Annotated in this window: 13 protein-coding genes; 6 read left to right on the top strand and 7 right to left on the bottom strand. The window is 67.7% G+C overall.

From position 1 onward, the window contains the following. Window positions 1-37: 37 nt before the first annotated feature. Together B4M62_RS03355 and B4M62_RS03350 are read right to left on the bottom strand one after the other, a co-directional pair. A complete protein-coding gene (locus B4M62_RS03355; protein WP_290705154.1) occupies window positions 38-868 on the bottom strand; it encodes an alpha/beta fold hydrolase in 831 nt (276 codons plus the stop codon). Then, window positions 865-1,662, bottom strand: coding sequence for a fumarylacetoacetate hydrolase family protein (locus tag B4M62_RS03350; RefSeq protein WP_290705151.1), 798 nt, complete (start codon window positions 1,660-1,662; stop codon window positions 865-867). Before B4M62_RS03350 ends, B4M62_RS03355 begins: the two co-directional genes overlap by 4 nt. A 187-nt stretch (window positions 1,663-1,849) precedes the next feature. On the opposite strand from B4M62_RS03350, the gene B4M62_RS03345 reads away from it, so the two are divergent. Both B4M62_RS03345 and B4M62_RS03340 read left to right on the top strand, forming a co-directional pair. After that, window positions 1,850-2,962 carry an MFS transporter gene (locus tag B4M62_RS03345; protein ID WP_290705161.1) on the top strand — a complete coding sequence of 371 codons (1,113 nt, stop codon included), beginning with the start codon at window positions 1,850-1,852 and terminating at the stop codon, window positions 2,960-2,962. A 144-nt stretch (window positions 2,963-3,106) separates the two neighbouring features. Next, window positions 3,107-4,036, top strand: coding sequence for a hypothetical protein (locus tag B4M62_RS03340; protein ID WP_290705149.1), 930 nt, complete (start codon window positions 3,107-3,109; stop codon window positions 4,034-4,036). Window positions 4,037-4,104: 68 nt separating this feature from the next. Here the strand turns inward: B4M62_RS03340 and B4M62_RS03335 are convergent, their stop codons facing one another. After that, complete coding sequence (locus B4M62_RS03335; protein WP_290705146.1) at window positions 4,105-5,115, bottom strand: 3-isopropylmalate dehydrogenase; 1,011 nt, start codon at window positions 5,113-5,115, stop codon at window positions 4,105-4,107. Beyond that, the gene (serA, locus tag B4M62_RS03330) at window positions 5,112-6,707 is read right to left on the bottom strand and encodes a phosphoglycerate dehydrogenase (RefSeq protein ID WP_290705143.1); all 1,596 of its coding nucleotides are present in this window, start codon (window positions 6,705-6,707) and stop codon (window positions 5,112-5,114) included. Before serA ends, B4M62_RS03335 begins: the two co-directional genes overlap by 4 nt. 310 nt (window positions 6,708-7,017) lie before the next feature. On the opposite strand from serA, the gene B4M62_RS03325 reads away from it, so the two are divergent. Further along, window positions 7,018-7,677, top strand: a complete 660-nt coding sequence (locus B4M62_RS03325) for a serine protease (protein WP_290705140.1) — start codon at window positions 7,018-7,020, stop codon at window positions 7,675-7,677. Window positions 7,678-7,788: 111 nt separating this feature from the next. Here the strand turns inward: B4M62_RS03325 and ilvC are convergent, their stop codons facing one another. From ilvC to B4M62_RS03310, 3 genes are all read right to left on the bottom strand, one after another. Then, window positions 7,789-8,790, bottom strand: a complete 1,002-nt coding sequence (gene ilvC / locus B4M62_RS03320; protein ID WP_290705158.1) for a ketol-acid reductoisomerase — start codon at window positions 8,788-8,790, stop codon at window positions 7,789-7,791. Window positions 8,791-8,878: 88 nt separating this feature from the next. After that, on the bottom strand, window positions 8,879-9,382 hold the full coding sequence (gene ilvN / locus B4M62_RS03315; protein WP_290705137.1) for an acetolactate synthase small subunit: 504 nt from the start codon (window positions 9,380-9,382) through the stop codon (window positions 8,879-8,881). Beyond that, window positions 9,379-11,325, bottom strand: coding sequence for an acetolactate synthase large subunit (locus B4M62_RS03310; protein ID WP_290705134.1), 1,947 nt, complete (start codon window positions 11,323-11,325; stop codon window positions 9,379-9,381). Before B4M62_RS03310 ends, ilvN begins: the two co-directional genes overlap by 4 nt. Before the next feature lie 273 nt (window positions 11,326-11,598). Here B4M62_RS03310 and B4M62_RS03305 point away from each other — a divergent pair, with 273 nt between their 5' ends. From B4M62_RS03305 to B4M62_RS03295, 3 genes are all read left to right on the top strand, one after another. Beyond that, the gene (locus B4M62_RS03305) at window positions 11,599-12,078 is read left to right on the top strand and encodes a PH domain-containing protein (protein WP_290705131.1); all 480 of its coding nucleotides are present in this window, start codon (window positions 11,599-11,601) and stop codon (window positions 12,076-12,078) included. 8 nt (window positions 12,079-12,086) lie between these two features. Further along, window positions 12,087-13,427, top strand: coding sequence for a magnesium transporter (gene mgtE, locus B4M62_RS03300; RefSeq protein ID WP_290705128.1), 1,341 nt, complete (start codon window positions 12,087-12,089; stop codon window positions 13,425-13,427). A 117-nt stretch (window positions 13,428-13,544) separates the two neighbouring features. Then, on the top strand, window positions 13,545-13,789 hold a 245-nt coding region (locus B4M62_RS03295), incomplete at its 3' end, for a dihydroxy-acid dehydratase (RefSeq protein ID WP_290705125.1).

The following is a 13,789-nucleotide window of genomic DNA, read 5'->3' as shown; positions in this document are numbered from 1 at the left end:
AGATGTGTATAAGAGACAGGGGCTGATCAGTCCAACTTCAGTGCCGGGCGAGGAACTCGAGCAGGAGTTCGTTGACCCGATCGGGCTGCTCCAGATATCCGAAGTGTCCGGCCTTCTGCACGACTGCGTACTCGGCGCCTGGAATCGCGTCGGCCACCTCACGGGCTAGGAACTCCGGCAGGGTGCGGTCGTCGGCAAACCCGACGACCAGCGTCGGGCGGGTGATCTGACGGTAGGCGTCGAGCCGGTCGGTCTCGCCGTCGTGCAGCCCAAACTGAGCACGGACACCAGGTGTCACGGTCTGCGGTGAGAACTTGATGATGTCGAGCCAGTCGCGCGCAGCACGGTCCTCGGCCAAGGTGTGCGGCGAGAGGTTCATATGCGCGGTGATGGACGCAGCGAATTCGGACGGCAGTTCGATCCCCTGATCGTAGAGCGCACGCTCACCTGCCCCATGCGCGGCCAGCAGCGGCGTCGGCCGTCCGTAGGTCGCTAGCAGCGACGCCGAGCGCACCAGTTCGGGCCGGGCCAGCGCCAACTCCTGGGTGATGCGGCCGCCGAGCGAAGTCCCGATGACGTGGGCGGGACCGGCGTTGAGATGTTCGATCAAGGCGGCCGTGTCGGCCACCATGTCGTCGAGGGTGAAGCCTTCCGCACACTCCGAAGACGGCGCGATCCCCCGGTTGTCGAAAGTGACGGTGCGGTAGCCGGCGCCAATGAGCGCCGGCGTCTGATTCGCCTTCCAGACTCGGCCGGGGCTGCCGGTGCCCATCACCATGACAACGAGGTCGCCAGCACCACCGGAATCGTCGTACGCCAGGGTGATGCCGTTGAGTTCCGCCAGCGTCGACGCTGCGTGCCTGCTCATTTGTCGACTACCGGGTTGCTCAGGGTGCCCAGTCCTTCGACACTGACCGACACCCGCTCCCCGGCCGCCATCGGGCCGACGCCCTCCGGGGTGCCGGTGAGGATCACATCGCCGGGCAGCAGAGTCATCACCGTCGACACCCACTCGACGATCTTCCCGACACTGTGCAGCATCAGCGAAGTCCGCGACTGCTGTTTGAGTGCGGCCTGCCCGCCGGCTCCGGTCAGCTCAGTGCGGATCTCGACGTCGGCGGGGTCGAAATCGGTGTCGATCCACGGTCCGAGTGGACAGAATGTGTCGTAGCCCTTGGCCCGCGTCCACTGACCGTCGGCCTTCTGCTGATCTCGCGCGGTGACATCGTTGGCAATCGTGTAGCCCAGAATCACCTTCGCCGCGTCGGCCGCGACGATGTCTTTGCATAGCCGCCCGATGACCACGGCCAATTCACCTTCATAGTCCACCCGCGATGACGACGGCGGGCGCACGATCGGCGCCTCCGGGCCGATAATGGACGAGGTGGGTTTAAGGAAGATCACCGGCTCGGCCGGGGCCTCCCCACCCATCTCCGCGGCGTGCGCCGCATAGTTCTTGCCCACGCAGACGATTTTGGTCCCCAGTATCGGCGCCATGATCGGCGCCTGCAGCCGTACCTCGGTCAGCGGCCAGCTACGCCCGGTCAACTTCTGGCTACTGAACGGGTCACCGGCGATTTCGCGGGCCGTCTCGTTGCCCGCTGGACCGTCGATCGCGGCAAATGCCATCCCGTCACGGGTGGCCACTCGTCCTATTCGCATGGCCGCCAGCCTATCCCACGTGCCGGGACGCCGAGGCGGACACCACCCCCTGAGGTTCTACAATATGGAACAGCAATTCCCACTAAATGAGATTCTGCCCCGAAGGAGCCCCGTGCGACCGCCCTCGCCAGAGCCCGTCCCCCAACCCCGGCGCTGGGCGATCCTGGCGAGTTCCCTGCTAGCCGCGATGGCGACGACCTGCCTGGCCAGCGGAGTCGCCTTCTTGATCCCACGGCTGCACAGCGACGGGATGAGCCTGCAGGCAGCAGCGATACTAGCGTCGGCGCCGATGGTCGGGATGGTGGCGACGACGGTGCTGTGGGGCTGGGCACTCGATCGCGTTGGGGAACGCCGGATCCTGCTCCTCTCACTGGCCCTGACGGTGGCGGCGACGGCGGCGACCGCCGTCGCGGCCGTCGCCGGCGCCGCCGCGTGGGCACTCTGGTTGGGATTGGTCCTCGGCGGGGCGGTGGCCGCGTCGACGAACGGCGCGAGCGGACGAATCGTGGTCGGCTGGTTCCCCGTCGAACAGCGCGGTACGGCAATGGGCATCCGGCAAATGGCCCAGCCCCTCGGTGTCGGGGTTACCGCACTGACGGTCCCCGTCCTGGCGCACCGCTTCGGCGCGCCGGCCGGCTTCGCCGTGTTCGCCGTGGTGGCCGCGGTGGCCCTGGCCGCAACGTGGCGGTGGATCGCCGACCCGCCACCCGCGGATACCGCGGCGACCACCAGCGCGAACCCGTACCGACGCAGTACCTTTCTGGCCCGCGTACACGTGGTCAGCGTGCTGCTGGTCGTGCCGCAGATGGCGCTGTGGACATTTGTGCCCGCCTGGTTGATGATCGCCCGCCAGTGGCCGCCCCTGCAGGCCGGGGCAGTGGTCACCGCCACGCAGGTCGTGGCCGCGCTGGGCCGCATCGCCGCGGGCCGCTGGTCGGACACCTGGGGCTCCCGGATGCGCCCGATCCGGGTCATCGCGGCGGCGGCCGCACTGCTCATGATCGCGTTGGCCGCCACCGACGCGATCGGCAGCCCCGCCGCTGTCCTGGTCATGATCGCGGCGTCGATCGTCGTCGTCGCCGACAACGGCCTGGCGTTCACAGCCATCGCCGAGTACGCGGGTCCCGCCTGGAGTGGCCGCGGACTAGCCGTGCAGAACACCGGCCAATATGTCGTCAGCGCGGCCGTCGTGCCACTCGTTGCCGGCGCGATCGAAGACTGGGGGTATGCGTGGGCGTACGCACTGTGCGCGCTGCCGCCCATCGTTGCCCTTGCCCTGGTCCCCCGCGACCCGTGCTAGCCCCACCCCGTTTCGGCAATCCCACCTCGATCGAGGCTGCACCGCCGAAATCGAGGGGGATCAGCGCGACTCGAGATCGGCAGCACGGCCACCGGGCGACATCGCACCGGGAACCGTCCGAGTCACCCGAGCGTCTAACCACACATGACACGGTTTCCCCTCGATGCGTATGGCCTGGTTCGCCGGGGAAACGCACTCGCCGCCGACTTCTCCGACGATGAACTGGCCGCTGCCGTCCGGTCCGGCGACCTCCTCCGGTTGACCCCGGGCGTGTATGTGGACGGCAGCGAGCACTACGCCACGCCCGCGGGTGCCGAACAACTGTTCCGCCTCCGGTCGATCGCCGTTGCCACGACGTCGACGCCCCAACGACATCCGCTGAGCCACACGTCGGCAGCCGTCGTTCACGGCCTCCCCCTCCTCCACCCCACGCTGACACACGTGCACGTCACCACCGGCGAGAACCGCGGCGGGGGCATCCGATCGGGCCGCCACGTACATCCGGCCGATCTCTGCGCGGCCGACACGGTCGACATCGGCGGCGTGTGCGCGACCACCATCGAGCGCACTGCCGTCGATGTGGCGACGATGGGCGACTTCGCGCAAGCGCTGACCGTCTTCGACGGCGCGCTTCGCCGCGGCGCCGACCGTGAACTGATGGCGCGCACGCTGCACGGTCCCCGTCCGGGAGTCCGCCCGGCACGCCGGGCGCTGGCTGTCGCCGATCCGGGATCGGAAAGCGTCGGCGAGTCCTGGAGTCGCGCTCAGATCATCGACGCCGGCCTCCCCGGTCCGCTCGTCCAGCGCCCGGCGGCCGGGATCAGCGGACAGCTCTACCGGTGTGACTTCGGGTGGGGCGAGAACCTGCTCGGCGAGTTCGACGGGCTCGCCAAGTACGGTCGGCTGGCGCGGCCCGGAGAAGATGCCGCCGATGTCACGATCCGCGAGAAGCGGCGTGAGGACGACTTGCGAGCCATGGGCTTCGTGATGATCCGCTGGACGTGGGCAACCCTCCGGAGTGGACGACTAGTTACGTTGCTCCGCCCGTGGCTTGCACGCCACGGAGTCAGCTAGACCCCATGGTCTCGTCTATCCCACTCCGATCGAAGTGGGATAGACGAAACTGTGCGGGCCGCAGTGGCCTAAACGCGCGCGAGGATCCGATCCCCGGTTGCGACGGTGCTGAGCGGACCGTCACCGCGCTCGGCGACGTCGGCGGCCACCGCCTTCTCGACGCGCTCGGCATCCTCGGTACGGCCGAGGTGGCGCAGCAGCAGGGCCGCCGACAGGATGGCCGCGGTCGGATCGGCCTTCCCCTGTCCCGCGATGTCGGGCGCGCTGCCGTGCACCGGCTCGAACATCGAGGGATTCGTGCCGGTGGCATCGATATTTCCCGATGCGGCCAGGCCGATGCCACCCGATACCGCTGCCGCGATGTCGGTGATGATGTCACCGAAGAGGTTGTCGGTGACGACGACATCAAACCGGCCAGGATCGGTCACCAGGTAGATCGTGGCCGCGTCGACGTGGCAGTAGTCAGTGGCGACATCGGGGAATTCCCGACCGACCTCGTCAACGGTGCGTTGCCACATCGAGCCGGCAAACGTCAGCACATTGGTCTTGTGCACCAGCGTCAGCCGCTTGCTCCGCGCCTGGGCGCGCGCAAAAGCGTCGCGCACCACCCGCTCGATGCCGTAGCGCGTGTTGACGCTCACCTCGGTGGCCACCTCGTGCGGCGTGCCCACCCGGATCGCGCCCCCGTTGCCGGTGTACGGCCCCTCGGTGCCCTCGCGCACGACAACGAAGTCGATCTTCGGATCGCCCGCCAGCGGCGATGACACCCCGTCGAGCAAAATCGACGGACGCAAATTGACGTGATGGTCCATCACGAAGCGCAGCTTCAGCAAGAAACCCCGTTCCAGCACGCCCGAGGGGACACTCGGATCGCCGATGGCGCCCAGCAGGATCGCGTCGTGCTCGCGCAAGGAGGCCACATCCGCATCGGTGAGCAGCTCACCAGTCGCGTGGTAGCGGCGCGCGCCGAAGTCGTACTCGGTGGTGGTCAAATCGGGGTCGACCTTCGCCAACACCCGCAGTGCCTGGGCGACGACCTCGGGACCGATCCCGTCACCGGGGATGACAGCCAGCTTCATGACAGGTCCACCTGCTTGATCAGGCTCGCCGCGACCGAGTCACCGATCGTCGCGACCAGCTCGTCGGACAGTTCGCGGTCGATGCGCAGCATGACCGTTGCACCGTCGCCCTCAACATCCTGAGACAGCGCCGCGGCCTGGATGTCCACTCCCTCGGCACCAAGAGCGGTGGCGATCTTGCCCAGCGAGCCCGGCTTGTCGACGTAACTGGCCACCAGATTGTGGCCCTCTGCACGCAGGTCGAAGCTGCGGCCGTTGATGTTGACGATCTTCTCCACCTCGTGCGGACCCGAAAGTGTGCCGGCCACATTGTGCGACGACCCATCGGGGAACACCGCGCGCACATCGACGACGCTGCGGTGGTTGGGGCTCTCCGTCGCCCGGGTGACCTCACTACTCACCCCGCGCGTCTGCGCAACGCTGGGCGCGTTGACGAAGGTGATCGGCTCGTCGGTCGTGGCCGAGAACACGCCGCGCAACGCCGACAGTCCCAGCACATCGACATTGCTGGCGGCCAGCTCGCCGCGGACGTCCACGGTGACCGAGGCGGGCACGTCGGCGCTGATCGCACCCACCATGACACCGAGCTTGCGCGCGAGCTCCAACCACGGAGCCACCTCATCGTCGACGGCCCCGCCGGTGATGTTCACCGCGTCGGGCACGAAGTGGCCGGCCAGCGCCAGGCGCACACTCTTGGCAACATCGGTACCGGCCCGATCCTGGGCCTCCGCGGTCGAGGCGCCCAGGTGCGGGGTGACCACGACCTGATCGAGCTCGAAGAGCGGTGAGTCGGTGCACGGCTCGGAGTTGAAAACGTCGAGTCCCGCACCGCGGACCTGCCCGGACACGATGGCGTCGGCCAGCGCCTGCTCGTCGATCAACCCACCGCGGGCGGCATTCACGATGATGACGCCCTTGCGGGTCGTGGCGAGCTGCTCGGCGCCGATGAGGCCCGCGGTCTCCGGCGTCTTCGGCAGATGGACGGTGATGAAGTCGGCCCGCTCGAGCAACTCCTCGAGCGTCACCAGCTCGATGCCCAGCTGCGCGGCGCGGGCGGCCGAGACGTACGGGTCATAGGCGATCAGCGTGGTCTCGAATGCACCCAGCCGAGCGGCGACGAGCTGGCCGATGCGCCCGAGGCCCACCACACCGACAGTCTTGTCGAAGAGTTCGACACCGGAGAACGACGACCGCTTCCAGGTGTGCTCTTTCAGCGTCACATCAGCGGCGGGCACCTGCCGCGCGGTGGCCATCAGCAGCGCAATCGCGTGCTCGGCCGCCGAGTGGATGTTCGAGGTGGGGGCATTGACCACCATCACGCCGCGCTCGGTGGCCGCCGGGACATCGACATTGTCCAGACCGACACCGGCCCGCGCGACGATCTTCAGCTTGGGTGCGGCCGCGAGCACTTCGGCGTCGACGGTGGTCGCCGAGCGCACCAGCAGAGCGTCGGCGGCCGCGACCGCCTCGAGCAGCTTCGGGCGGTCGGGCCCGTCGACCCACTGCACCTCGACGTCGTCGCCGAGCGCCTCGACGGTGGAAGGGGCCAGTTTGTCGGCGATTAGGACAACTGGACGGCCAGCTGCGGTCACGGGTGTCTCCTGACGGCGTTGCGATAGTCAATATCCGGGCAGATCGCACCGGTACTCACCCAGAGTTTAGTTGTCGCCGAACTGCTCGTCACAGGCGGCCGGGGGTGCGCCGACGCGATGTGAGCGTGCCCACTCGCCAAGGGGCAAAGTGAATCGAGTCGGCGTGAACGGGGCGATCACGGTAGTATCTCGGGGTCTGCCCGAAGCTGCCAGCACCTGGCCCACCTGGGTAGTGTGGGCGTGCTTGCGCATTGCGCGCAAAAATAGTCCGGGGGCACGACTCTCGAGACCAACGAAGTGGAGTTTGTTGATGACACGGAAGCTGACCGCCATCTTCGCGGTTATGGCGGCACTCACGCTCGGCGGGGTGGGTTCTGGTCCCGCCGCGGCCGCTCCCTCGATTCCGGTGGGCGGCGGCTCGGGCATCCTCGTGCTGAAGGGCGGCACATCGGCGTCGGCGTGCACGCTCACCGCTATCGGCCGCTCCCGCAACGGCAATCGCCTGATCGGCATTACCGCCGGCCATTGCGGCACGCCCGGCCAGCGCGTCTTCTCCGAGGTGTACCAGGACCGCGGGCAGATCGGCACGATCACCTTCTCCACCCCCGACCTCGACATGGCGATCATCGAGTTCAACAGCAAAGTCGCACCCCGGCGCACCGTCCGCGGCACCACCATCGCCAGCATCGACACGCGCCCGGTGCAGTTCCCGACCATCATGTGCAAGACCGGCCGCACGACCGGCCAGACCTGCGGCGTGGCCTGGGCCTCTGACAACGAGACCCACTTCTCCCAGATGTGCGTCATCGAAGGTGACTCGGGCGCCCCTGTGACCGTCGGCACCCGCCTCGTCGGCATGGTGAATGCCTACTACTTCACCGCATGCATCGGACCGGAGACCGGCACCAACATCGGCCCGATCATGTCGCGTATCGCGCGCACCGAGTACGGCGGCTTCCACCTGATCTGACCGCCTGGTCTGACGAGGTGGGGCCCAGCCTCATCGAGCGGCGGCCCAATAGCGAAAGACGAACCCCGCGCCGTGGAAGGCGCGGGGTTCGTTTCTGGCGTCGCCGAAGATCTATGCGGTCTCGGTGATCGGCCGGTCGACCCAGCTCATCAGGTCGCGCAGCTTCTGGCCGGTGACCTCGATCGGGTGCTCGGCGTTCTCCTTGCGCAGCGCCTCGAGCTCCTTGTTGCCGCCCTCGACGTTGGCGACGAGGCGCTTGACGAACGAACCATCCTGGATGTCGGTCAAGATGTCGCGCATGCGCTGTTTGGTGTCGGCGTCGATGACGCGCGGACCCGAGAGATAGCCGCCGAACTCGGCGGTGTCGGACACCGAGTAGTTCATCCGGGCGATACCGCCCTCATACATGAGGTCGACAATCAGCTTGAGCTCGTGCAAGCACTCGAAGTAGGCCATCTCCGGCGCATAGCCGGCCTCGATCAGAACCTCGAAACCGGTCTTGACGAGTTCCTCGGTGCCACCGCACAGCACGGCCTGCTCACCGAACAGGTCGGTCTCGGTCTCTTCCTTGAAGTCGGTCTTGATGACACCCGCACGGGTGCCGCCGATGCCCTTGGCATAGGACAGCGCGAGGGCCTGCCCCTCCCCTTTCGGGTCCTGGTGCACGGCGATCAGGGCCGGCACCCCTTTGCCGTCGACGAACTGACGGCGGACGAGGTGACCCGGTCCCTTCGGCGCGACCATCGCCACGGTCACGTTGGCCGGCGGCTTGATCAGACCGAAATGGATGTTGAGACCGTGGCCGAAGAACAGTGCGTCGCCGTCCTTCAGGTTCGGCTCAATGTCCTCGGTGAAGATTGCGGCCTGGCTCGTGTCCGGGGCCAGGACCATGATCACGTCGGCCCAGGCGGCGGCCTCGGCCGCGGTCATGACCTTCAGGCCCTGCTCTTGCGCCTTTGCCCGCGACGGCGAGTCCTCGCGCAACCCGATGGCGACGTCGACGCCCGAGTCGCGGAGCGACAACGAATGCGCGTGCCCCTGGCTGCCATAGCCGATCACCGCGACCTTGCGGCCTTGGATGATCGACAGGTCGGCGTCGTCGTCGTAAAACATCTCGACTGCCACAGTTGGTTCCCTTCAGATGTGATGGCCGACGGCGTCGACCGATTGGTTGTTTCTGATTGTCTCAGGTGCGCGAACGCTACCGGTTGGTGGACATGCTCCGCGGACCGCGCCCCAGCGTGACGGCGCCGGACTGGGCGATCTCGCGGATCCCGTACGGGTCGAGCATCCGCAGCAGTGCGTCGAGCTTCTCACTCGTACCGGTGGCCTCGATCGTCAGCGATTCCGGCGCCACGTCGATGATGTGCGCGCGGAACAAGTCAACGATCTGAAGCACTTCGGCACGCTGGGGGGCGTCGGCGCGCACCTTGATCATCACCAACTCGCGGCTGACCGAGTGCTCCGGGTCCTGCTCGACGATCTTGATCACGTTGATCAGCTTGTTGAGCTGCTTGGTGACCTGTTCGAGGGGGAAGTCGGCCACCTCCACGATGATCGTCATGCGCGACATCCCCTTGATCTCGGTCGGGCCGACCGCCAGTGAGGCGATGTTGAACCCACGCCGGGAGAACAGGGCGGACACGCGCGCGAGCACGCCCGGACGGTCCTCGACCAGAACCGACAGCGTATGGGTAGTGGTCACTTGTCCTCCTCCAGCGTGCGCTCCCCGGCTTCTTCGCCGAGGACCATTGCCTCGTGGATCGCGGCCGGCTCGGCGGCCGCCTCATCGTCGTCGAACAGCGGCCGGATACCGCGGGCCGCCATGATCTCGTCGTTCCCGGTCCCTGCGGCCACCATCGGCCACACCTGGGCATCGGCGCCCACGATGAAGTCGATGAGGACGGGCCGATCGTTGATCTCGCGCGCCTTGGCGATCGTCTCGGCGACCTCCTCCTCGCGCTCGACACGGAACGCGACGCAACCGAGTGCCTCGGCGAGCTTCACGAAGTCGGGGATGCGGCGCGAATGGGTCGCGAGATCGGTACTGGAGTACCGCTCCTCGTAGAACAGGGTCTGCCACTGGCGCACCATGCCGAGGTTGCCGTTGTTGATCAACGCCACCTTGATCGGAATGCCTTCGATCGCGCAGGTGGCCAATTCCTGATTGGTCATCTGGAAACAGCCGTCGCCGTCGATGGCCCACACCTCAAGATCGGGGTCGGCCATCTTTGCGCCCATCGCCGCGGGGATCGAGTACCCCATGGTGCCCAGACCACCCGAGTTCAGCCAGGTGCGCGGATTCTCGTACGAGATGAACTGCGCCGCCCACATCTGGTGCTGCCCGACGCCGGCGACATAGGCGGCATCGGGTCCGGCCGCCTTGCCCAACTGCTCGATGACGAACTCCGGCGACAGCGAGCCGTCGGACTGTTTGTCGTAGCTGAGCGGAAAGGTCGTGCGCAGGTCGTCGAGATAGGCCCACCACCGCGTCAGATCAGGCAGTTTGCCTCCGGTGGCAAGTTCTGCGCGCAGCGCCTCGATCAACTCGATGATGACCGCCTGGCAATCGCCCACGATCGGGACGTCCGCGTGTCGGTTCTTCCCGATCTCAGCAGGATCGATATCGGCGTGGATGACCTTCGCATCCGGCGCGAACGAATCCAGCTGGCCGGTGACGCGGTCGTCGAAACGAGCACCCAGCGTGATCAGCAGGTCGCTGCGCTGCAAACCGGCGACGGCCGCCACGGCACCATGCATGCCGGGCATGCCGATGTGCAACGGGTGACTGTCGGGGAATGCGCCCCGCGCCATCAGGGTGGTGACGACCGGAATGCCGGTCAGCTCCGCCAGCTCTTTGAGCTGCGGCGCCGCGTTGGCTTTGAGGACACCGCCGCCGACGTAGAGCACCGGTGTCATCGACGCGAGGATCATTCGCGCGGCCTCGCGGACCTGCTTGCCGTGCGGTTTGGTGACGGGCCGGTACCCCGGCAGATCCATCTGCGGCGGCCACGAGAATGTCGTCTGTGCCTGCAGGATGTCCTTCGGGATGTCGACGAGCACGGCGCCGGGGCGCCCGCTTTCGGCCAGGTAGAACGCCTCCGCCATGACCCTGGGGATATCGGCGGCGTTGCTGATCAGAAAGTTGTGCTTGGTGATCGGCATCGTAATGCCGGAGATGTCGGCCTCTTGGAAGGCGTCGGTGCCGATCAGGGCGCGACCGACCTGTCCGGTGATGGCCACCACCGGGACCGAGTCCATCTGCGCGTCGGCCAGCGGAGTCACCAGGTTGGTCGCTCCCGGACCGGACGTGGCCATCATCACCCCGGCCCGGCCCGCGATCTGCGCGTAGCCGGTAGCGGCGTGGCCGGCACCCTGCTCGTGGCGCACCAGGATGTGGCGCACCTTCTGCGAGTCCAGCAGCGGGTCGTAGGCGGGCAGGATGGCACCGCCAGGGATACCGAAGACCACGTCGACGCCGAGTTCCTCGAGCGAGCGGACGACCGACTGGGCGCCGCTGACCCGCTCGGGGGCCACTGTTCTCGAGTGGGAGGTTCGCAACGTGCCGCCGGCGGGCGACTTCGTGCGCAGCGTCTCAAACGTCTGCGCAGAGTCGGCGCCGATGGCGTCTGCTATCGGAGCGCTCACGAGCGTGCTTCCTTCTTCTTGGCCGGATGTACTTCTTGGGCGTATGTGGGCAATAAAAAACCCTCGACAGCCGTGGCTGTGCGAGGGGCGCGTCGATCGTGACGGGGGTCTACAAAGTGACCGGTCAGGCGACGCGCCGACCGAGTACTACGAGAATCCCATTGCTGATCACGAGGACAACCCTAGGTCCGCGTGCCACCGCTAGTCAAACCGGGCACTGCGACGCGGTCGCCTGCCGCGGCCGCGAAGCGCGGCGGATGCCACAATGAGCGCGTGGCAGACCCCGACTCCCCCGCCGATCATCCAGACGACTCCCCGGCCGCCGAATCCACCGACGACGACGGCACCGCCGCGCCCCTGGTCATCCGCCTTTCGGGGGTCGCCCATCTGGCCGCCATCGGCGTGCTGGTCATCGCCCTGATCTTCGCCGGGGTCAATTTCGCCTACCTGTGGTGGACCCTGCTCACCCCGGTGGCGCTGATCTTCTGGATCCGCCGCCTGCGCACCGTCGTCGACGACGACGGCCTGACGGCGGTCCGCACCTTCCGCAGCGACAGAGTCGGCTGGGCGGACCTCGCCGGGCTGCAGTTCCCCAAGTGGTCGGCAGCACGTGCGGTGACCACGCTCGGCGACCGGATCCCGCTGCCGGCCGTCGGATTCCACGACTTGCCGGCGATCGCCGAGCGCAGCGGGGGCCGCGTGCCCGATCCGTTCGCCGCCGAGCGCGATGCCCGGTTCACCGACGAGGACTAGGACGCCCGATGCAGACCGCGGTCCGCGCCAAGCACCTGCAACAGGCGATCGACGGCGGCGCACTCGCGCCGGCGGCCGACACACTGGCCGGATTGCCCGCGCAGGACGCCGCCGCCGTTCTCGAGGCCATGGAGCGCAAATCGCGAACCATCGCATTCCGGCTGCTTCCGAAGGACCGCGCCGTCCGCGTCTTCGACCACCTTGATCCCGACGTGCAGGCCGAACTCGTCGCCACCCTGGGCACCGCCGACGTCGCCGAGGCGTTCGACCACCTCGAGCCGGACGATCGTGCCGAACTCCTCGACGAGTTGCCGGCAACAATCGCCAAGCAGTTGATCCGCGACCTGTCACCGGCGCAGCGCGAGGCCACCGCGGTGGTGCTCGGATTCCCCCGCGGGTCGGTGGGCCGGCGGATGAGCCCGGAGTACATGCACGTCTTCAACGACGACACCGCCGGATCGGCGATCGAGCGGATCAAACTCCGCGGCCGCGAGGCGGAGACCATCTACTCGATCCCCGTGGTCGATCATGAGCGCCGCCTGGTCGGGGTCGTCGGCCTGCGCGACATCCTGCTGGCCGATCCGGCCGACCCGGTCGCCGCGTACGCGAACGCGCCGATCTTCGCGCAGGCCGGCGAGAGCGCCGAGTCCGCCGCGTGGCGGTGCGTGGACCGCGGCGTCCTCGCGCTGCCGGTCGTCGACAGCGAGGACCGACTGATCGGCGTCCTGACCCTCGACGATGCCGCCGAGGTCGTCGACGCCGCCCGCGATGAGGACGAGGCGCGCGCGGGTGCGCGCGAGCCGCTGAAGACGCCGTACCTGCAATCGTCGACTCTTGCGATCACCCGGGCCCGTGTGGTGTGGCTGTTCGTGCTGGCGGTCTCGGCGATCCTCACTGTCAACGTGCTGGAGATCTTCGAGGGGACCCTGGAGCAGAAGGTGGCGCTGGCGCTGTTCATCCCACTGCTGACCGGCATCGGCGGCAACACCGGTTCACAGGCGGCGACCACCGTCACCCGCGCCCTGGCCACCGACGAGGTCGAGGGCTCCGACGCCCCCCGCGTGGCCTTTAAGGAGGTACGGGTGGGGCTTACCATGGGTGCGTCGCTCGGCCTGGTGGGATTCGTGGTGGCCGGGGCGATCTACGGCTGGGGAATCGGCACCGTGATCGGCCTGACCATCGTGTCGGTGTGTACCGTCGCGGCCACCGTCGGCGGTCTCATGCCGCTGGCGGCGCGCGCGATCAAGGTCGACCCCGCCGTCTTCTCCACCCCATTCATCAGCACCTTCTGCGACGCCACCGGCCTGCTCATTTACTTCTCGATCGCCAAGGCGGTACTCGGGATCTGACGTGTTCCGGCCCCGACCGACATCGCCCGCGACCGCCGAACAATGCCGGCGAATGACCTTGCCGCGGGCGCGTAGACTGGACTGGTTCCACCGCCCGCTCGCCGCAAAGGACTCTCCATGCCTGCCTTGAGGTCTCGTACCACCACCGTCGGCCGGGAAGCCGCCGGCGCGCGCGCCCTCTGGCGCGCGACCGGGATGACCGACGACGACTTCGGCAAGCCGATCGTCGCCATCGCCAACTCCTACACGCAGTTCGTGCCGGGCCACGTGCATTTGAAGGACGTCGGCGAGATCGTCGCCGACGCGGTGCGGGCCGCGGGCGGGGTGCCGCGCGAGTTCCACACCATCGCCGTCGACGACGG

The sequence above is a fragment of the Gordonia sp. UBA5067 genome (genome assembly GCF_002414845.1).
Classification (GTDB): domain Bacteria; phylum Actinomycetota; class Actinomycetes; order Mycobacteriales; family Mycobacteriaceae; genus Gordonia; species Gordonia defluvii.
This window is presented reverse-complemented; position numbering and strand designations above follow the sequence as displayed.